The sequence below is a fragment of the Rhizobium sp. BK212 genome, from assembly GCF_014197475.1.
Taxonomy (GTDB): domain Bacteria; phylum Pseudomonadota; class Alphaproteobacteria; order Rhizobiales; family Rhizobiaceae; genus Rhizobium; species Rhizobium anhuiense.
The window spans coordinates 768,596-786,479 of record NZ_JACIFS010000001.1; the positions used below are offsets into that span (position 1 = coordinate 768,596).

General features: G+C 62.8%; 19 protein-coding genes. 10 read left to right on the forward strand and 9 right to left on the reverse strand.

Going from position 1 to position 17,884, the window contains the following annotated elements; translation table 11 throughout:
- The 4 genes from FHT79_RS03670 to FHT79_RS03685 all read left to right on the forward strand — a co-directional run bounded on the left by FHT79_RS03670 (nucleotide 1) and on the right by FHT79_RS03685 (nucleotide 3,327).
- Nucleotides 1–879 (forward strand): ABC transporter permease, encoded by an 879-nt coding sequence (locus FHT79_RS03670; protein WP_132573529.1) that lies wholly within the window; start codon nucleotides 1–3, stop codon nucleotides 877–879.
- Nucleotides 876–1,679 carry an ABC transporter ATP-binding protein gene (locus FHT79_RS03675; RefSeq protein ID WP_047614920.1) on the forward strand — a complete coding sequence of 268 codons (804 nt, stop codon included), beginning with the start codon at nucleotides 876–878 and terminating at the stop codon, nucleotides 1,677–1,679. The genes FHT79_RS03670 and FHT79_RS03675 overlap by 4 nt, the downstream gene beginning before the upstream one ends.
- The gene (locus FHT79_RS03680; protein ID WP_047614919.1) at nucleotides 1,676–2,575 is read left to right on the forward strand and encodes an ATP-binding cassette domain-containing protein; all 900 of its coding nucleotides are present in this window, start codon (nucleotides 1,676–1,678) and stop codon (nucleotides 2,573–2,575) included. The genes FHT79_RS03675 and FHT79_RS03680 overlap by 4 nt, the downstream gene beginning before the upstream one ends.
- 71 nt (nucleotides 2,576–2,646) lie before the next feature.
- Complete coding sequence (locus tag FHT79_RS03685; RefSeq protein ID WP_063476043.1) at nucleotides 2,647–3,327, forward strand: hypothetical protein; 681 nt, start codon at nucleotides 2,647–2,649, stop codon at nucleotides 3,325–3,327.
- 3 nt (nucleotides 3,328–3,330) lie between these two features.
- Here FHT79_RS03685 and FHT79_RS03690 read toward each other — a convergent pair whose 3' ends face one another.
- The 3 genes from FHT79_RS03690 to FHT79_RS03700 form a co-directional block, all read right to left on the reverse strand.
- Nucleotides 3,331–4,122 (reverse strand): aldolase/citrate lyase family protein, encoded by a 792-nt coding sequence (locus FHT79_RS03690; protein WP_047612985.1) that lies wholly within the window; start codon nucleotides 4,120–4,122, stop codon nucleotides 3,331–3,333.
- A 100-nt stretch (nucleotides 4,123–4,222) separates the two neighbouring features.
- Nucleotides 4,223–4,426 carry a hypothetical protein gene (locus tag FHT79_RS03695; RefSeq protein WP_047613481.1) on the reverse strand — a complete coding sequence of 68 codons (204 nt, stop codon included), beginning with the start codon at nucleotides 4,424–4,426 and terminating at the stop codon, nucleotides 4,223–4,225.
- Nucleotides 4,427–4,521: 95 nt separating this feature from the next.
- Nucleotides 4,522–5,424: a LysR family transcriptional regulator gene (locus FHT79_RS03700; RefSeq protein WP_097543443.1), complete on the reverse strand. Its 903-nt coding sequence runs from the start codon at nucleotides 5,422–5,424 to the stop codon at nucleotides 4,522–4,524.
- Nucleotides 5,425–5,519: 95 nt separating this feature from the next.
- Here FHT79_RS03700 and betC point away from each other — a divergent pair, with 95 nt between their 5' ends.
- Complete coding sequence (betC, locus tag FHT79_RS03705; protein WP_183902967.1) at nucleotides 5,520–7,034, forward strand: choline-sulfatase; 1,515 nt, start codon at nucleotides 5,520–5,522, stop codon at nucleotides 7,032–7,034.
- 15 nt (nucleotides 7,035–7,049) lie between these two features.
- Here betC and FHT79_RS03710 read toward each other — a convergent pair whose 3' ends face one another.
- The gene (locus FHT79_RS03710; RefSeq protein ID WP_183902968.1) at nucleotides 7,050–7,910 is read right to left on the reverse strand and encodes a TIM barrel protein; all 861 of its coding nucleotides are present in this window, start codon (nucleotides 7,908–7,910) and stop codon (nucleotides 7,050–7,052) included.
- Between the two features lie 65 nt (nucleotides 7,911–7,975).
- Nucleotides 7,976–9,346 carry an amidase gene (locus FHT79_RS03715; RefSeq protein WP_183902969.1) on the reverse strand — a complete coding sequence of 457 codons (1,371 nt, stop codon included), beginning with the start codon at nucleotides 9,344–9,346 and terminating at the stop codon, nucleotides 7,976–7,978.
- 273 nt (nucleotides 9,347–9,619) lie between these two features.
- Between FHT79_RS03715 and FHT79_RS03720 the strand changes: the two genes are divergently transcribed.
- A complete protein-coding gene (locus tag FHT79_RS03720; protein ID WP_183903021.1) occupies nucleotides 9,620–9,898 on the forward strand; it encodes a hypothetical protein in 279 nt (92 codons plus the stop codon).
- 67 nt (nucleotides 9,899–9,965) lie between these two features.
- Nucleotides 9,966–10,400, forward strand: a complete 435-nt coding sequence (locus FHT79_RS03725; protein WP_097543447.1) for a DUF1810 domain-containing protein — start codon at nucleotides 9,966–9,968, stop codon at nucleotides 10,398–10,400.
- On the opposite strand, the gene FHT79_RS03730 is transcribed toward FHT79_RS03725, so the two are convergent.
- A complete protein-coding gene (locus FHT79_RS03730) occupies nucleotides 10,397–10,585 on the reverse strand; it encodes a hypothetical protein (protein ID WP_047612978.1) in 189 nt (62 codons plus the stop codon). The genes FHT79_RS03725 and FHT79_RS03730 overlap by 4 nt on opposite strands.
- Nucleotides 10,586–10,718: 133 nt before the next feature.
- The gene (locus FHT79_RS03735) at nucleotides 10,719–11,342 is read right to left on the reverse strand and encodes a TetR/AcrR family transcriptional regulator (RefSeq protein WP_047612977.1); all 624 of its coding nucleotides are present in this window, start codon (nucleotides 11,340–11,342) and stop codon (nucleotides 10,719–10,721) included.
- A 127-nt stretch (nucleotides 11,343–11,469) separates the two neighbouring features.
- On the opposite strand from FHT79_RS03735, the gene FHT79_RS03740 reads away from it, so the two are divergent.
- Nucleotides 11,470–11,685: a hypothetical protein gene (locus tag FHT79_RS03740; RefSeq protein ID WP_097543449.1), complete on the forward strand. Its 216-nt coding sequence runs from the start codon at nucleotides 11,470–11,472 to the stop codon at nucleotides 11,683–11,685.
- A 59-nt stretch (nucleotides 11,686–11,744) separates the two neighbouring features.
- On the opposite strand, the gene FHT79_RS03745 is transcribed toward FHT79_RS03740, so the two are convergent.
- Nucleotides 11,745–12,272 (reverse strand): winged helix DNA-binding protein, encoded by a 528-nt coding sequence (locus FHT79_RS03745; RefSeq protein ID WP_097543450.1) that lies wholly within the window; start codon nucleotides 12,270–12,272, stop codon nucleotides 11,745–11,747.
- 88 nt (nucleotides 12,273–12,360) lie between these two features.
- Between FHT79_RS03745 and FHT79_RS03750 the strand changes: the two genes are divergently transcribed.
- On the forward strand, nucleotides 12,361–15,972 hold the full coding sequence (locus FHT79_RS03750; RefSeq protein ID WP_097543451.1) for a hydantoinase B/oxoprolinase family protein: 3,612 nt from the start codon (nucleotides 12,361–12,363) through the stop codon (nucleotides 15,970–15,972).
- Between the two features lie 41 nt (nucleotides 15,973–16,013).
- Here FHT79_RS03750 and FHT79_RS03755 read toward each other — a convergent pair whose 3' ends face one another.
- Nucleotides 16,014–16,871: an SDR family oxidoreductase gene (locus FHT79_RS03755; protein ID WP_097543452.1), complete on the reverse strand. Its 858-nt coding sequence runs from the start codon at nucleotides 16,869–16,871 to the stop codon at nucleotides 16,014–16,016.
- 157 nt (nucleotides 16,872–17,028) lie between these two features.
- Here FHT79_RS03755 and FHT79_RS03760 point away from each other — a divergent pair, with 157 nt between their 5' ends.
- On the forward strand, nucleotides 17,029–17,877 hold the full coding sequence (locus FHT79_RS03760) for an IclR family transcriptional regulator (RefSeq protein ID WP_097543537.1): 849 nt from the start codon (nucleotides 17,029–17,031) through the stop codon (nucleotides 17,875–17,877).
- Nucleotides 17,878–17,884: the final 7 nt, after the last annotated feature.

Below are 17,884 nucleotides of genomic sequence, written 5' to 3' on the forward strand. Positions count from 1 at the left end.
ATGAAGACCCTGCTTCGAAACCGCAAGGCGCTGGTTGGCCTCGTCATCATCTCCCTCATCGTCATCGTCGCGATCGCCGCGCCCCTGCTCACGCAATACGATCCGGCCGCACGCACCGGCCGGCCGCATCAGCCGCCGTCGCTCGACCACATCCTCGGCACGACCCGCATCGGCCAGGATGTCTTCGCCCGGCTGATCTACGGCGCCCGCACCTCGCTTGCCGTCGGCTTCGGCGCCGGCCTGCTGATCACCCTCGTCGGCACCGCGCTCGGCATCATCTCCGGCTATCGCGGCGGCAGGACCGACGAGATCATCAGCTTCTTCACCAACATGGTGCTGGTCGTTCCCAACCTACCGCTGCTCTTGGTGCTCGCCGCCTTCATCGGCCAGGCAAGCCCCCTCGTCATCGCCCTCATCCTCGGCGCCACCTCCTGGGCCTGGGGAGCCCGCGTCACCCGCGCCGAAACGCTCTCCGTCAAGCAGAAGGATTTCGTCAAATCGGCCGAGATGATGGGTGAGCCGCAATGGCGCATCATGACATTCGAGATCTTCCCCAACGTGATTTCAATCGTCGGCATCAATTTCATCGGCAGCGTCATCTTCGCAATCATCACCGAGGCGACACTGGAGTTCCTCGGCCTCGGCGATCCCCGAGCCATCTCCTGGGGCACCATGCTCTATAATGCGCAGAAGGCTTCAGCCCTTTCGGTCGGCGCCTGGTGGGATATTCTCACCCCCTGCTTCGCGCTCGCCTTCCTTGGCATCGGCATGTCGCTGTTGAACTTCGCCGTCGACGAGATCGCCAATCCGCGACTACGCACCGGCAATCACCTGAAGCGCTGGTCCCTGCTCGTTCGTTCCGGGGAGGGCCGCCTGTGACGCAGCCGCTGCTTTCGGTGAGGAACCTCACCATCGACTATATCGGCGAGGAGAAGGATTTCCGCGCCGTCAATGATGTCAGCTTCGACGTCGCGCCCGGCGAGGTCTTCGGCCTTGCCGGCGAATCCGGCTGCGGCAAGAGCACCATCGCTTTTGCCATCAGCCGCCTGCACAAGCCGCCGGCGCTGATCCGCAAGGAAAGCCGCATCCTGCTTGACGGCCGCGATGTGCTCGGCCTCGACCGGCAGGCGCTCAGCGCCTTCCGCTGGCGCGATGTCGCCATGGTCTTCCAGAGCGCCATGAACTCGCTGAACCCGGTGCTGCGCATCGAGGCGCAGTTCTACGACATGCTGCGCACCCACAAAGGCATGAGCCGTGCAGCGGCCCGCGAGCGTACCGCCGAGATGCTGACGCTCGTCGACATCGCGCCGGACCGCATGCGCGACTATCCGCACCAATTCTCCGGCGGCATGCGCCAGCGCATCGTCATCGCCATCTGCATGGCGCTCGATCCGAAACTCGTCGTCATGGACGAGCCGACGACGGCGCTCGACGTCGTCGTCCAACGCGAAATCCTGCAGCGCATCAACGAACTGCGCCGTCGCTTCGGTTTTTCCGTGCTGTTCATCACCCACGATCTCGGGCTGATGGTGCAGTTCTGCGACCGCATCGGCATCATGCTGTCAGGCCGGCTGGTGGAGCAGAACACGGCCGAGGCGATCTACAGGACGCCCAGGCATGACTACACGAAAAAGCTCTGGGCCTCCTTCCCGTCGCTGCATGGAGGAGTGCTGCTATGACAGACGCCATTCTCGCACTCGATCAGGTGAGCAAGACCTTCGGCCATGGCTCCGGGGCCGTGCATGCGGCACGCGCCATCTCGTTTTCCCTGCATGCCGGCCGCGCATTGGCACTCGTCGGCGAATCCGGCAGCGGCAAGACCACCTGCGCCCGCATGGCGATGCGCGAATATCTGCCGACATCCGGCCGGATCCTCTACAAGGGCCGGCCGGTCGAGGCGGCGAAATCCGCCGAGATCGCCCGCTACCGCCGTTCGGTGCAGATGATCTTCCAGGACCCCTTCGCCTCGCTGAACCCAGCCCATACCATCGCGCATCATCTCCGGCGGCCGCTGAAGCTGCATCGTCCTGACATCAAGGGAACTGAGATCGACGCGACAGTCCGCGAGTTGCTGCAGCGCGTCAGGCTCGATCCCGATCTCGTCGCGCCGAAATATCCGCACGAGCTTTCCGGCGGCCAGCGCCAGCGGGTCAACATCGCCCGCGCGCTCGCCGTCAAGCCGGAGGTCATCGTCGCCGACGAGCCGACCTCGATGCTCGACGTCTCCGTGCGCCTCGGCGTGCTGAACCTGTTGAACGAGATGAAGCAGGAGATGAAACTCGGCCTGCTCTACATCACCCATGATATCGCCACCGCCCGTTATGTCGCCGAGGACATCGCCGTAATGTATGCCGGCCAGATCGTCGAATGGGGCAGCGTCGCCAAGGTGATCGACAATCCGCTGCATCCCTATACGCGGCTGCTGCTCTCGGCCGTGCCCGATCCCGACGTCCGCTTCGAGGACCCGAAAGCCCGGCTGAGGCCCGACGAAGTGGAGGATATCCGCCGCCGTTCGGCCGTGCCGCAGGACGAGACCGTCGAAGTGGAGCAGGGACATTTCATGCGGATGATCTAAGGCCAGCTTGCTGGCCTCACTCCTCGGCCTATGCTAGGGGGACGGTTCCTTTCATATGAGGCGAAGCCGTCATGCTGCCCTGGATCCAGCTCGATTCCGCGACCATTCCCGGCGAAGGCGGGGAACTCAGGCTGAAACAGCGCGGCAGCGAGTTCTCGATCATGCTCGGCGCCAACGAGCTGATGAACAGCCGCCTCAGCGGCTCGGAGGAAGCGCTGGCAACGCTTTCCTGGGAACGGATCAAGACGCACCCGAAGCCGAGGATTTTGATCGGCGGGCTCGGCATGGGTTTCACCCTGCGCGCCGCCCTCGCCGTCCTGCCTGAAGATGCCGGTGTCACCGTCGCCGAACTGGTACCGGCCGTCGTCGCCTGGGCACGCGGGCCGATGGCGGAGGTCTTCCAGGGCTGCCTCGACGATCCGCGCGTCGACATCCATCGGGGCGATGTCGGCGAGGCGATCCGCGCCGGCAAGGCTGCCTATGATGGGATCCTGCTCGATGTCGACAACGGCCCCGATGGCCTGACCCGCAAATCCAACGACCGGCTCTATGATTTCCCCGGCCTTCGCGCCGCCCGCGATGCGCTTCGCCCCGGCGGCGTGCTCGCCGTCTGGTCGTCCGGCCCCGACCCGGATTTCACGCGGCGTCTCAAGGACAGCGGTTTTTCCGTCGATGCGGTCAGCACCCGCGCCAACGGCAAACGCGGCGGCGCCCGCCACGTCATCTGGCTGGCCGTCAAGCCGGCAAAATGACGCTCAAGCAGAAGCAATCCGGCGGGCGGCATTGATGGCCCGGCGGGCGCCGGAGCGCAATTGCGTGGTCTCCGCACCGGCAATGACCAGATCGAAGCCGAATTTCAGGAGTTCGCCGGCTCGTTCGCCGTCGCCGGCATAGGCGCAGGCGAATTTGCCGTGAGCGCGGCAGCGCGAAACCGCATGCTGCATGGCGCTGTCGATCTCGGCGGCGTTCGGCGCCACCTGGTCGCCATTCGACAGTGCGATCGAAAGATCGGACGGACCGACGAAAATGCCGTCGATGCCGGCAACACCCAGGATACCGTCGATCGCGTCGAGCGCCGCCCGGGTCTCGACCATGGCGATGGCGACGGTGAGCGCGTTGGCGTTCTTCAGATAATCATCACCCGACAGGCCGGTATAATTCAGCGCCAGCGACGGTCCCCAGCTGCGTTCGCCGGCGGGCGGGTATTTCGTGGTCCGCACCAGGGCTTGCGCGTCTTCGACCGAATTGATCATCGGCGCGATGATGCCGGAGGCGCCGGCATCGAGCAGGCGCGAGGCGGAAGCAAAATCGCCGACCGGAATGCGCGCCAGCGCCGGCTTGCCGGCAAGCCGCACCTGACCGACGGCGTTCGCCGCCGATGGCATGTCCCACATGCCATGCTGCATATCCAGCACGACGGCATCGAAGGCCTCCTGCGCCAGATGATTGACGAGCGTGGCGTCGGGAATGCCGACCCAGGCGGAGATCATGCCGCCCCGGTGGCTCCTGATCCGCTCCGCAAAGCCGTCGATTTCAGCTGCGCTCATGCCATCCTCCTTACTTCGACAGGCCGTCAGCGGCCAGATATTTCACCTCGAGGAGCTCTTCGGTGTCGAATTTCCTCGAAGCCATGCATGTTCTGCCGGCTCATCCTCTCCGGCGCAGCCGTGAAACGATGATTGTCACGGCAAGCCCAGCTGCAGCCGTGATGCTTCCCCAGAGAATCCAGATGCTCTGGTTGATCATGAAGCTGGATGACGGATAGGGAAAATAGCCGCTTCCCTGGGCGACCCAGATCAGCCCCGAGAGGATCATCAGCAATCCCACGACATATCCGATTGTGCGCCACATGCTTCGGCAACCCTTCTTATGAATCAGTGTCACAATGTCGACCGGCATCGTTGATGACAAGGCTTCTCTCCCAAACGCGACGATATTCCCGAATGTCATGTCCTGCCGACTTCATCCACCAGCCAGGTGCTGAGCCTTTCGCTATGAATATTTGCCGATTGCGGCGGTATCAGCCAGTAACCGCGGTCGGGCGCCTCGAGCGGCGGCCCGGCTTCCACCAGCATATGCGCGGAGAGAAGCGTGTCGACCAGCCCCATCCAGCCGATCGCCACGCCCTGCTCGCTGAGAGCAGCCTGGACGACCAGCGAATAGGTGTTGAAGCTGATATCCCCGCGGCCGGCATGGAGATCGCGCGTGACGGAGAATTCGGCAAGATAGCTTCGCCAATCGAACCAGGGTGGCGGCATCGGCGAATCGAGGTGGATCAGGATCGTCCTGGCAAGCTGCTGCGGATCGTCGAACGGGCCGTTGCGATCGAGAAATCCTCGTGTGCAGACGGGCACGACCTTTTCCTGCAACAGCAGCGATCCGAAGGCGCCGAATTCCGCCCGCGTCCCGAAAACCACCACTACATCTGCGTCGTCACGAAAGCCGGGCTCGAGCCGCTGGGTCGCGACGATCTGTATATCCGTTTCCGGATGAAGCTGGCGAAAGCCATGCATGCGCGGGATCAGCCAAAGGGCTGAAAAAGCATAGTCTGTTCTCAGCCTGACGACCGGTCTTTGAGCCTCGGTGCGGAAGCTTCGCGCCAGCGCATCGATGTCACCGACGGTCTTGGCAGCGACCTGGAAAAGCCGCTCGCCCTCCGCGGTCAGCTCGACGCCGCGATGCTGGCGGCGCAACAGGCCGACCCCGAACTGCTCTTCCAGCCGCCGCATCTGATAGCTGACGGCCGGTTGCGTAAGCCCGAGACGTGCTGCCGCCGACGAAAAGCTCCCGAGTGTCGCGACCTCGACGAAGATGCGCATCCAGCCAAGCTCGGGCGGGCGGTCTGACATAAAAAATCCTTTAGTCACCCATCGAAAAAAGCTGTCTTTACAGCCGCAACAATAAGCGATTGAATAAATTTCTCAAATAGCAAAAGAGGAATTCCATGCCGCGTCCGAATATCCTCATCCTGATGGTGGACCAGCTGAACGGGACCTTCTTTCCGGATGGCCCCGCGGATTTCCTTCATGCGCCGCATCTGAGATCATTGGCAGAGCGCTCCGTGCGTTTCACCAACGCCTATACGGCAAGCCCGCTCTGCGCGCCGGCGCGAGCCTCCTTCATGTCCGGACAATTGCCGAGCCGGACGCGCGTCTATGACAATGCGGCGGAATTCGCCTCCGACATCCCGACTTACGCGCATCATCTGCGCGCTGCCGGATACCAGACGGCGCTATCAGGCAAGATGCATTTCGTCGGCCCCGACCAGCTGCATGGCTTCGAGGAGCGCCTGACGACGGACATCTACCCGGCCGATTTCGGCTGGACACCCGACTATAGCAAGCCCGGCGAACGCATAGACTGGTGGTATCATAATCTCGGTTCGGTGACCGGCGCCGGTGTTGCCGAAATCACCAACCAGATGGAGTATGACGACGAGGTCGCCTACCATGCCGCCCGCAAGCTGTTCGATCTCTCGCGTGGCCACGACGGACGCCCCTGGTGCCTGACCGTCAGCTTCACCCATCCGCACGACCCGTACGTCGCACGCCGCAAATTCTGGGACCTTTATGAGGATTGCCCGGCCCTTGATCCAGCAGTTGCGCCGATCGCCTTCGAGCGGCAAGACCCGCATTCGCAGCGCCTGATGAAAGCCTGTGACCACGATGCCTTCGACATCAGCGATGAGCAAATCAGGCGGGCAAGGCGGGGCTACTTCGCCAATATCTCCTATGTCGATGACAAGATCGGCGAGATTCTCGGCGTCCTGGAACGGACCCGCATGGCGGAAAATACGATCATTCTCTTCGCCTCGGACCATGGCGACATGCTCGGCGATCGCGGCCTCTGGTTCAAGATGAACTTCTTCGAAGGATCGGCCCGCGTTCCGCTGATGATCGCAGCCCCCGGCTGGAAGCCCAAACGCATCGATCAGCCCGTCTCCACGCTCGACGTGACGCCGACGCTCGCCGGTCTCGCCGGGATCGATATCGCTTCGTTGAAACCATGGACCGAGGGCGAGGATCTGGCATCGCTTGCCGAAGGCACCGGCAATCGCAGCCCGGTGCCGATGGAATATGCCGCGGAGGGTTCCGAAGCACCGCTCGTCTGCATCCGGGATGGACGATACAAGCTCTCGCTCTGCGAGAAGGACCCGCCGATGCTGTTCGATCTCGAGGCCGATCCCCAAGAACTCGACAATCTGGCGGCCGACCCGGCGCACGCCGACATTTTGGCAAGGCTTGCCGAACAGGCCGGGCGCCGCTGGAATCTTGTCGCTTTCGACGCGGCCGTGCGCGAAAGCCAGGCGCGCCGCTGGGTGGTCTATGCAGCGCTGCGCAACGGCGCCTATTATCCATGGGACTATCAGCCGCTGCAGAAAGCCTCGGAGCGCTATATGCGCAACCACATGGATCTCAACGTGCTGGAGGAAAACCAGAGGTTCCCGCGCCAGGAATGAGCGAAACGCCTCTGATTAAGCCGTCCTGCGCGCCGGCGCCTCGCGCAGGAAATCCTCGATGAACGCCTTTTGCAGCAGAATGCCGTCCCATTCATCGGGGAAGAAGGGCGAGTCGTAGATCAGCGTGAAGGGACCGTCATAGCCGGCCCGCTCGCACATCTCCAGGCACTTGCGATAATCGTCGGCATCGAGGCCGGTGACGCCATAATCGGCCTTGGCGTGGCAAATTTCCGCCCGGCCCATGATGTCGGCCAGGCCTTCATATTTCGCCGGCGCCGCCCAGTTGCCGAGGTCGCCGTTGAGGCCGACCTTGCCGTCCAGCCGGTGCAGCAGCCAGTTCATCTCGATGGGCGACGGCAGCAGGTCGAACCAATTCTCGACGACGACGCGCACGCCGCTGCCTTCTGCCTTTCCGCCCAGCCAGCTCAGATGACGGGCGGCGCGGGCAAGGTTTTCCTCCGTCGGTTTCTGCTTGCCGGCGATGACGCGCATCCTTTGCGCTCCAAAGGCCGCGGCGATATCGATCCACTCCGCCATCCATTTGACGTCGCGTTCGGCCGTCTCGGGATGGCTCGGATCGCCGTCCTCGACGAGCAGCGTCTGGAACAACACGTTCGAGACCGCCATCGCATCGCGCAACTCGCTTATATAGGCAGCATCGAGGCTCGGCAGATGGAAGGAGCAGATCTCCAGCCGGTTGATGCCGCGCGCCGAGAGTGCCGCCGGCACGTCGATCAGCGCTGCGACGCCGGGGCCATAGGGTTCCTTCGGCGCGGCACTTTTATCAGGATCGGGGCTATAGGCATGCACGGCGCCGAGCAGCCGATGCAGCGACCATGTCGAAACCGCGAAACGTCCGTTTTGCAAAACCTGCACGTGTCTTCCTCCAGGATCTCCCCCTGCCATCAATGGCAATAAAAGCCCGGCGGTTCAATTGCAATTCAGGCGAAATCGCCGCGGATGACCGCCTCGGCGGCAAGGGCAATCCCCAGCAGCGCCTCATCGCGATGGCGGGTCGCCGACAGCAGCAGGCCGACCGGCATACCGGCCTCTCCCGTGCCGCAGGGAACGGAAACGCCGCACCAGTCGAGGAAATTGCCGAGTGCGGTGTTGCGCAGCGTCTTGTTGTTCGTTGCGAAGAACAGCTCGTCATCCTGCTCCAGCGGTCCGATCGGCGGCGCGACATGGGCAACGGTGGGAAAGGCAATCAGCCGGTCGCCGACAAGCCGCTCGACATCGGCGATCAGGCGGCTGCGCGCCTCGAGAATTCGGAGGTAATCGGGCAGCGTCGTCTTGCTTCCGAGCCGCGTGCGCATGACGACACGGTGATCCATTCTGTCCGCATCCGGTCCGTCCAAGCGTTCGCGGTGAAGTGCAAAAGCCTCCGCCGTCACCAGCGGACCGTATCTCGTCATCAGATCGAAGATCTCGTTGAAGGCGGGGATGACAGTGCGGGCGACATGGGCGCCGGCCTTTTGGAGACGTTCCAGAGCCGCCTCGAACGCAGCGACGACGCCGGGTTCGGCTCCGTCGAAGACGACATTCTCAGGCACGATCAGTTCCAGCCCCTGCAAGGGGCGTTCAATGACCGCCGGCGCCGTCAATCCACGCATCGCCGCATCGATCCAGACCGCATCCCTGACGCTGCGGCAGAGCGGCCCCAGCGAATCCAGGCTCTTTGCCAGCGGATAGACGCCTGCCATCGCATGGCGGCCGCGTGTCGCCTTGTAGCCGACGATACCGTTGAAGGCGGCGGGGATGCGCACCGAGCCGCCGGTATCGGTGCCCATGGCGACCGGCACCAACCCGGCCGCGACGGCGACGCCGGCGCCGGAGGAGGAGCCGCCGGGAATGCGCGGGAGATCGGTGCCACGCGGATTAACCGGCGTGCCGTAATGCGGATTGATTCCGAGGCCGGAAAAGGCAAATTCGCTCATATTGGTGCGCCCAACGGCGACCATGCCCGCGTGCCTGAGCAAACCGACGACGGCCGCATCGCGCTTGGCGGGCGCGTCCGCCGCCAGGACGACGGAACCGGCTGTCGTCGGCACGCCCTCCATGTCGAAAAGATCTTTCCAGGCGATCGGAATTCCGTCCAACAATCCCAGCGAGCGCCCTTCCCGCAGACGGTTCGAGGCGGCGCGCGCCTCCTCCATCGCCCGGCTTTCGGTAAGCGCGGTGAAGACAGCCTTGTCGGCATAATGCGCGATGGAATCGAAGACCGTCTCGGCCACTTCAAGCGGATCGGCCGCACCGCCTTGAATGAGGAGAGAAAGCTGGGCGACCGACATCGCGCCGAAGGATTTGCTCATGAGACGATCCAGAAAAAAGATGATCCTCTGACCTACCCCGGATCATTCCGACGGGCCAGAGCTTCACGATATTTTGCGTTTATTAGTGCGATTTTTTGAACACTGAGTTTGCATATCGCCCCTTCAATTGCCACGATCGAAGACACACATGCTGCACGCATGCGAAGCCGCTTCGGCATGAGGGTGAGAGCTTACTCTTGAGAGGCCGGCTCCGCATGTGTTGCAGGAGTAATTAAAATGACAGATTGTGAAACTTTGAGCCGTCGCCAGGATATGGTGACCCTCTATGCGAAAGAGGATGAAACCACCGGCTTGGGCGAGCGCGACTATGTAGACCATGTCAGCGCCCAGAAACTTTCGCCCTTCGAGCGCATCGTCGTGGTCGGAGCCTTGGTTCTCTTGAGCTTTGCGGGCTTCGCCGCATATTCTTCCGGTGGTACGGACCCGATGACGACATCGGCCATTGCCGCCACATCAGATGATAACACGCCGCATCATCCGGCTTACGGCCATTGCCGTGACAGCAGCCCCTACGCTGAAAGGGTCTGCTAACAGGAAAGCTAGCTCGCCGGGCATGGAGACCTTGGCCCAGGCTGCGTTGACAGCAGGAAAAGGGACCATGGCCGGTGACATCGACTACGACTTCGACCGCTTCATCGATGCCCAGAACGGCGTCTATGAACAGGCGCTGTCGGAACTGAAGGCCGGGCGCAAGACCTCCCATTGGATGTGGTTTATTTTTCCGCAGATCGCCGGTCTCGGCACCTCTGCAATGGCCGAAAAATATGCGATCCGTTCGGCTGCGGAAGCTGCCGCCTATCTCGCCGATCCCATTCTCTCAAGCCGGCTGTTGCGCTGTGTCGAGGCGATCTTGTCGGTTGACGGCCGATCAGCGCATGAAATCCTGGGCTCGCCCGACGACCTCAAGCTGCGCTCCTCGATGACCCTGTTTGCCGCCATCAGCGACCATGGGTCGCCCTTCCACCGGGTGATCGAGCATTTCTATCAGGGAAAATTCGACGAGCGGACGACGGAGATCCTTGGCGCGGATTAGCCGCCCGGCCTGCTCTCCAGCGTCGCAATTTCCTCAGAGATCTCGCTCAACCGCTGACGCAGATCGCTGTCGGTGCCATCATCGACTTCTTCCTCGCCGAAACAATAGCGCGCATCATGAAGCTCCAGCTTGGCTTCGAGCTCGGCGCGTTTGGCATATAGGCGCTTGAGATAGACGTAGTTCATCTCCCTGCCTCCACATTGCCCTCCGGTGATGGAAAAACGACACGGAAGCGGTAAGGTTCCCCGACTGCATGGTTCAAAATGCTACGGTGTCCTTCGCGCGTCTGAAAAGACGCGCGGCGCTTTAGAGTGGCGGTCAGGCGAAAGAGGCAATCGCTGCGTTGCAGGCCTTGGCGAAATGACCGCAGCAGTTGGCAGTGCCCATGGCTTGGCGCGTGACGCGCGCACCCTCGAGCAGCAGTGTCAACGTATCGGCAAGAAGCTCGGGTTCGCGCGCACCGGCCGCCGAACAGAGCGCGGCCAGGCGATCACGCTGTTCGGCCTTGTGCCGCTCGATCATCTCGTGGGCGGGATGGCCCTCGCCCTTCAGCTCGATGGCAGCATTGGCGAGATCGCAGCCGGCAGGCTCGCCGTTCAGACATTGCGCCCGCGTCTCCACCCAGGCGTAGAGCTGGGCGCGCGGATTGCCGGGATAGGCCACTTCCAGATCGTGCCAGATGGCGCCGGCCTTTTCGGAGGCGCGGCGCAGCGTTTCGCAGACGAGCTCGTCCTTTGAGCCGAAATGCCGGTAGAGCGTCATCTTGTTGGTGAGCGCCGCGTCGGCGATGGCATCGACGCCGATGCCGCGAATGCCGCGCTCGCGGAAAAGCTCCGAGGCGGTCGAGACGATACGCTCCCGCGGCGGGATGCGATCTTCTGAAACGACTGCGGAGATTTCATTCGAAGTTTCTGATTTTTTTGCGGACGTAGTCCTTGACATCAATGTGACCGATCGGTAACAAATGCATTGTTACTTACCGGTAACACCACGAACTGCGAAAGTCAATGCCGAGGGTATGGCAGCGGCAAGTGGAACACGGGCGACCGCCCACGAAAGGAGGACAACCATGAGAAAGACCAGAGACGACCTGACGATATCCGAAGCTCTTCGCGACCCCCTGATCGCCATGGTGTTGCGCGCCGACGGCGTGAAGCTTGAAGACTTCAAGCAACTCCTGGAGACGGCCGCCGGCAAACGCGAACCGCGGCCGACTTCGGTGGGCAAGGTGATCGGAGCGCTTGCAAACCGCGCCAATCTGCCGGCCATGCCCTGCTTCGGCTGAACAACCTGTTCTAAATTAAAGAGCTGGGGATCTCTCCCTGCCCCCGTCAAGGGCTGCCGTCAGAAAGAGGCGGCGGCCCTTGCCGCTTGATCGTAATGGCCCGACAGCGCCCGGAGTGTCGCCGCCACCGCCGATGTCGCCGCGGCGTCGAGACCCAGCCCCTTGACCGATTCCACCAGCAGCGCCTCCCGCACCGCCCGGTATCTCAGGCAGGTTTCAACGCCCTTTTCGGTAGCGGCAACCAGCTTCTCCTTGCCCGCCCGGGTGCTTGTTACCAGGCCGCGCTTTTCCAGTTTCTTGATTGCATAAATCACCAGATGCGTATCCTCGACACCGAGCACGCTGCAGAGATCGCCGAGCCGCTTCGGCCGCTGCCGGTGAGCCACCGAATGCAGCACCAGCACGTCGATCGCGGCGCATCCGGGCTCGCCCGCGGCCGTCATGCAGCGTACCATCCAGCGGTCGAAGGCGTTGCCGGCGAGGATAAGGCCGAACTCGAGCTCCGAAAGGGCCGGAAGCGCGCCATCGGCGAGATGGGCTGAGGAGACGATCGGTCCGATTTCCCGTCGTCCGTGTCCATCCGACATGCGCATCCCTCCATGATTCAAGAGGGAGAACGTTGACATTTTATCGATAAATCGTCAATAAAATTTCAGCTTAACAGGAGACCGGACGATGGGCAGGCAATGGGATTTCTGGGTCGATCGCGGCGGCACGTTCACCGATATCGTCGCACGCCGTCCGGACAGTTCGCTCATCGCCCACAAGCTGCTCTCAGAAAATCCGGAAGCCTATCGCGACCCGGCCGTGCACGGCATCCGTGAATTGCTTGGCCTTGATCCGGGCGAACCGATCCCTTCCGACCTCATCGGCGCGGTGAAGATGGGAACGACGGTCGCCACCAACGCCCTCCTGGAACGCAAGGGCGATCCAACCCTCTTGGTGACGACGAAGGGGTTTCGCGATGCGCTGGAGATCGGCTACCAGGCCCGCGCCGATATCTTCGCCAAGAAGATCGTCAAGCCGGAACTGCTTTATGCCGATGTCATCGAGGCCGACGAGCGGGTGTTGGCGGACGGCACAGTGGAACGTGCCCTTAACGAGCATGACCTGCGACAAGCGCTTGAAACCGCCTATGCCAGCGGCCTGCGCGCCGTCGCCATCGTCTTCATGCATGCCTACCGCTATCCCGAGCATGAGCAGCAGGCCGCCGCCATCGCCAGCGCAATCGGTTTCACGCAGATCTCGCCCTCGCATGTCGTTTCACCGCTGATCAAGCTCGTCGGGCGCGGCGACACCGCCGTCGTCGATGCCTATCTGTCTCCGGTTCTCCGGCGTTATGTTGATCAGGTTGCCGCCGAGCTCGGCACCGGCGACGCAGAGGGCCCGAAGCTGATGTTCATGCAGTCTTCCGGCGGACTGACCGACGCGCATCTCTTCCAGGGCAAGGATGCGATCCTGTCCGGCCCCGCCGGCGGCGTGGTCGGCGCGGTCGAGGTCTCGCGCATCGCCGGCTTTGACCGAATGATCGGCTTCGACATGGGCGGCACTTCGACCGATGTCTCGCATTACGACGGTGAATTGGAACGCGCTTTCGAGACCGAGGTCGCCGGTGTGCGCATGCGCGCGCCGATGATGAAGATCCACACCGTTGCTGCCGGCGGCGGCTCGATCCTGAGTTATGACGGTTCGCGCTTCCGCGTCGGTCCCGATTCAGCCGGGGCGACGCCCGGTCCGAAATCCTACCGCCGCGGCGGTCCGCTTGCCGTCACCGACGCCAACATCATGACCGGCAAGCTGCTGCCGGATTTCTTCCCTGAAATCTTCGGGCCGGGGCAGGACCAGCCGCTCGATGCCGAGGCGGTGCGCAGCGCCTTTGCCGAGATGGCGCAGACGATCGGCGGCGGGCGGACGGCGGAAGACGTCGCCGACGGTTTTCTCGCCATCGCCGTCGAGAACATGGCCAATGCCATCAAGAAAATCTCCGTGCAGCGCGGCTATGACGTTTCGGACTATGCGCTCACCTGCTTCGGCGGCGCCGGCGGCCAGCATGCCTGCCTCGTGGCCGACAGCCTCGGCATGAAGACCGTGCTGATCCACCCCTTCTCCGGCATCCTTTCGGCCTATGGCATGGGTCTCGCCGATATCCGCGCCACGCGCCAGCGCGCCGTCCTGACCGAACTCGACACGGCCTTGACGACGATCGGCGCCGTCAGGGCCGAGCTGGAAGAGGAGGTGCGTGGGGAAATGACGCTGCAAGGCGTCGAGGCGGCCGATCTGGAGATCGTCACCCGACTGCACCTGCAATATAAGGGCACCGACACGGCCCTGCCCGTTGCCTTCGGGCAGCAGGAGGAGATGGCGCAAGCCTTTGCCGTCGCCCACAAGAAGCAGTTCGGCTTCATCTTCGACGACCGGCCTGTTGTCGTCGATTCCATCGAAGTCGAGGGCATCGGCGGCGGCGCCGACATCGAGGAGGCGGACATTCAGGCGGACGCCTCGGTGCCGGAAGCGCTGCGCACCACCCGCTTCTATTCCGGTGGAACATGGCACGAGGCCGGCATCTTCAAGCGCGAGGCGCTAAAGCCGGGCGCCGTCCTCAAAGGCCCCGCGCTGATCATCGAACCGCATCAGACGATCGTCGTCGAGGCGGGCTGGCAGGCAAGGCTCACCGGCCGCAACCATATCGTCCTCATCCGCGAGATCCCGCTGTCGCGCAATGCGGCGATCGGCACCAGCGCCGACCCCGTGATGCTCGAAGTCTTCAACAACCTGTTCATGGCGATCGCCGAGCAGATGGGCGTGACGCTGCAGAACACGGCCCATTCGGTCAATATCAAGGAGCGGCTCGATTTCTCCTGCGCCGTCTTCGACCGCACCGGCGCGCTCGTCGCCAACGCACCGCACATGCCGGTGCATCTAGGCTCCATGGACCGTTCGGTCGAAACGATCATCCGCCTCAACCAAGGCAACATCCGCCCGGGCGACGTCTTCGCGCTCAACGCACCGTATAATGGCGGCACGCATCTGCCCGACATCACCGTCGTCACGCCTGTTTTCGACGATGCCGGAGAGGTCATCCTCTTCTATGTCGCCTCGCGCGGCCATCATGCCGATATCGGCGGCAAGGCGCCGGGCTCGATGACCCCGCGGGCGACGAAGGTCGATGAGGAAGGCGTGCTGATCGACAATTTCCTGCTGGTCGATAAGGGGCGTTTTCGTGAGGCCGACTTCGCGGCGATGTTGACGGACCACCCCTACCCCGCCCGCAATCCTGCCCAGAATGTCGCCGACGTGAAGGCGCAGATCGCCGCCAACGAAAAGGGCGTGCACGAATTGCGCAAGATGGTCGCCCATTTCGGGCTCGACGTCGTCGAAGCCTATATGGGCCATGTCCAGGACAATGCCGAAGAAAGCGTGCGCCGGGTCATCGCCCGGCTGAGCGACAGCGAATTCACCTACCCCACCGACCAGGGCGCCGTTATCAAGGTGAAGATCACCGTCGACAGGAAAGCGCGCGAGGCAACGGTCGACTTCACCGGCACGAGCGCACAGCAGCCGACCAATTTCAATGCGCCGGAACCGGTGACACGCGCCGCCGTGCTCTATGTCTTCCGTGTCATGGTCGAGCAGCCGATCCCGATGAATGCCGGTTGCCTCCGGCCGATCCGCATCATCGTGCCCGACGGCTCGATGCTGCGCCCGACCTATCCGGCTGCCGTCGTCGCCGGCAATGTCGAAACCAGCCAGCATGTGACCAATGCGCTGTTCGGAGCGCTCGGAACACTGGCGGCAGCCCAGGGCTCGATGAACAACCTGACTTTCGGCAACGCCACCTATCAATATTACGAGACGATCTGCGCCGGCGGCCCCGCCGGCGTGCTCAATGACGGCACCGGCTTCAGCGGCGCCGACGGCGTGCACAGCCACATGACCAATTCGCGGCTGACCGATCCCGAGGTGCTGGAATTCCGTTTTCCCGTCGTGCTGGAAGATTTCCACATCCGCCGCGGTTCCGGCGGCAAGGGGCAATATAGTTCCGGCGGCGGTACCGAGCGCACCATCCGCTTCCTGGAGACGATGGATTGCAGCATCCTCTCCTCGCACCGTACCATCCGGCCTTTCGGCCTGTTCGGCGGGGAAAACGGGCAGTTGGGGAAAACCGAGATCCGCCGCGGCGACGGCCAAGTCGAAAAGCTGGAAGGCTGCGATCAGGCGATACTCGCAGCCGGTGACGCCGTGATCATCACGACGCCGACCGGGGGTGGCTACGGCAAGCCGGTTTAGCTCCTATCCAGGAACCGCTGAACACTTCCGGGCGACATGCATTAGAGAATGGGCTTGCCGCCGGTGACCGCGATTGTCGCGCCGGAGACATAGCTCGACAAGGGATCGGCCAGCATCACATAGGCTGTGGCAAGCTCGGCCGGCTGGCCCGGCCTCTTCATCGGCACCTGCTTGCCGAAATTGCTGACGCTTTCTTCCGGCAGCGTCGAAGGGATGAGCGGCGTCCAGATCGGGCCCGGCGCCACCGCATTGGCGCGAATGCCTTTTTCGGCCAGAAGCTGGGCAAGGCCGGCAGTGAAATTCTGGATCGCGCCCTTGGTCGTCGCATAGGCAAGCAGTGTCGGGTTCGGATTGTCCGAATTGATCGAGGCCGTATTGATGATGGCGCTGCCGGGCTTCATATGGGCGACGGCTGCCTTGGTCAGGTAGAACATCGCATGGATGTTGACCTTGAAAGTCAGTTCCCACTCCTCGTCGCTGATCTCGTCGATACTCTTGAAGCTCGCCTGATGCGCGGCGTTGTTGACGAGAATGTCGATACCGCCCAGTTCCTTGACCGCCGTCTCGACGATCTGCCTGCAGTGGGCGGGATCCTGGATGTCGCCGCTGACGAGCACAGCCTTGCGCCCGGCCTGCTCGACGAGCCGTTTCGTCTCATCGGCATCCTCATCCTCGTCGAGATAGGAGATCAGCAGATCGGCGCCTTCACGGGCATAGGCAATCGCCACGGCCCGACCGATGCCGCTATCGCCGCCGGTGATGATCGCCCGCTTGCCCTTTAGTCGTTCGGATCCCCGATAGCTCTTCTCACCGTGATCGGGAATAGGGTCCATCTGCGCAGTAAAACCCGGCATCGGTTGTTTCTGGGATGGGAACGGTGGTGTTGGATAATTCGTCATCATGACCTCCTGGGTTTAACGGCAAACTCAGGCTGCGGTTGGTTGTTCCAACGTCATTCCCCCTCCGCCACATCCGCCCAGACGATCAACCTACAAGATGTTGCGATTTGCCACGGCGACAGCTATGCCATAGTAATGTAACATGATCGCAGTTTTCATGAGGTGCGTGGAATTGGACGGAAAGACATCATCCGCAGTTTACTCCGAAGATGAGGGCGTTGCTGGCGAGGCAGGCGGCAAGGGCGCGCGGCGGGCGCGCGTCAGCGGTATCGATCGCGCGCTTCAGGTGATCGATCATCTCTATGAGACCGGATCGCCGGCCGGCGTCTATGCCATCGCCAAGGCGGTCAAGGCGCCGCTGTCGACCGTCTACGTCATCGTCGACGATCTCGTCGAGAAGAACATGCTGACGCGGCAGGCGGACGGCTCGATCTGGCTCGGCGCGCGGCTCTATCATTACGGCCTTGCCTATGCGCGATCGCTGGATTTCATGAGCATCGCCACCCATGAAATGCACGATCTCTGCCGCCAGGCCGGCGAAACCGTGCAGGTCTGCGGCCGCGACGGCGATTATATGCTGGTGCTGGCCATGGCCGACGGCCCGAGCCATTTCCAGGTGGCGTCGCGCGTCGGCACCCGTGTGCCGCTGAACTGGACGGCCTCCGGCCGCCTGCTCGTCGGCCACCTGCCCGAGGAGGAGCGCATCGAACTGTTCAAGCGCTGCGCCCGCTCCTCACCGACCGGCCGCGCCGAGATCGACCCGGGCACACTGTCGGAAGCCGCCGGCAAGGCCTTCGAGTCGCGCCTGTCGATCCAGGCGGGGGAATCGGATTATGCGGTTGCCTGCATCGCCTCGCCGATCTGCGATCGCGACGGCCAGTGCGTCGCCACCATTTCCATCGTGCTGCCGGAGCAGAAGGCCTTTTCCGACGAGAACCACTACACCGCGCATGTGCGCAGTTCGGCGGAACGGATCGAAAAGCTGATGGGCTGGCGTAACCGCTGATCCTCGC

Bases quoted from the DNA above. Each gene is read 5' to 3' on its own strand.
- FHT79_RS03750 (WP_097543451.1), top strand. From the start codon at position 12,361: ATGGGCAGGCAATGGGATTTCTGGGTCGATCGCGGCGGCACGTTCACC.
- FHT79_RS03700 (WP_097543443.1), bottom strand. From the start codon at position 5,424: ATGTCAGACCGCCCGCCCGAGCTTGGCTGGATGCGCATCTTCGTCGAG.
- FHT79_RS03755 (WP_097543452.1), bottom strand. From the start codon at position 16,871: ATGACGAATTATCCAACACCACCGTTCCCATCCCAGAAACAACCGATG.
- FHT79_RS03690 (WP_047612985.1), bottom strand. From the start codon at position 4,122: ATGAGCGCAGCTGAAATCGACGGCTTTGCGGAGCGGATCAGGAGCCAC.
- betC (WP_183902967.1), top strand. From the start codon at position 5,520: ATGCCGCGTCCGAATATCCTCATCCTGATGGTGGACCAGCTGAACGGG.
- FHT79_RS03735 (WP_047612977.1), bottom strand. From the start codon at position 11,342: ATGTCAAGGACTACGTCCGCAAAAAAATCAGAAACTTCGAATGAAATC.
- FHT79_RS03670 (WP_132573529.1), top strand. From the start codon at position 1: ATGAAGACCCTGCTTCGAAACCGCAAGGCGCTGGTTGGCCTCGTCATC.
- FHT79_RS03720 (WP_183903021.1), top strand. From the start codon at position 9,620: ATGGTGACCCTCTATGCGAAAGAGGATGAAACCACCGGCTTGGGCGAG.
- FHT79_RS03740 (WP_097543449.1), top strand. From the start codon at position 11,470: ATGAGAAAGACCAGAGACGACCTGACGATATCCGAAGCTCTTCGCGAC.
- FHT79_RS03725 (WP_097543447.1), top strand. From the start codon at position 9,966: ATGGCCGGTGACATCGACTACGACTTCGACCGCTTCATCGATGCCCAG.
- FHT79_RS03730 (WP_047612978.1), bottom strand. From the start codon at position 10,585: ATGAACTACGTCTATCTCAAGCGCCTATATGCCAAACGCGCCGAGCTC.
- FHT79_RS03680 (WP_047614919.1), top strand. From the start codon at position 1,676: ATGACAGACGCCATTCTCGCACTCGATCAGGTGAGCAAGACCTTCGGC.
- FHT79_RS03715 (WP_183902969.1), bottom strand. From the start codon at position 9,346: ATGAGCAAATCCTTCGGCGCGATGTCGGTCGCCCAGCTTTCTCTCCTC.
- FHT79_RS03695 (WP_047613481.1), bottom strand. From the start codon at position 4,426: ATGTGGCGCACAATCGGATATGTCGTGGGATTGCTGATGATCCTCTCG.
- FHT79_RS03685 (WP_063476043.1), top strand. From the start codon at position 2,647: ATGCTGCCCTGGATCCAGCTCGATTCCGCGACCATTCCCGGCGAAGGC.
- FHT79_RS03745 (WP_097543450.1), bottom strand. From the start codon at position 12,272: ATGTCGGATGGACACGGACGACGGGAAATCGGACCGATCGTCTCCTCA.
- FHT79_RS03760 (WP_097543537.1), top strand. From the start codon at position 17,029: ATGAGGTGCGTGGAATTGGACGGAAAGACATCATCCGCAGTTTACTCC.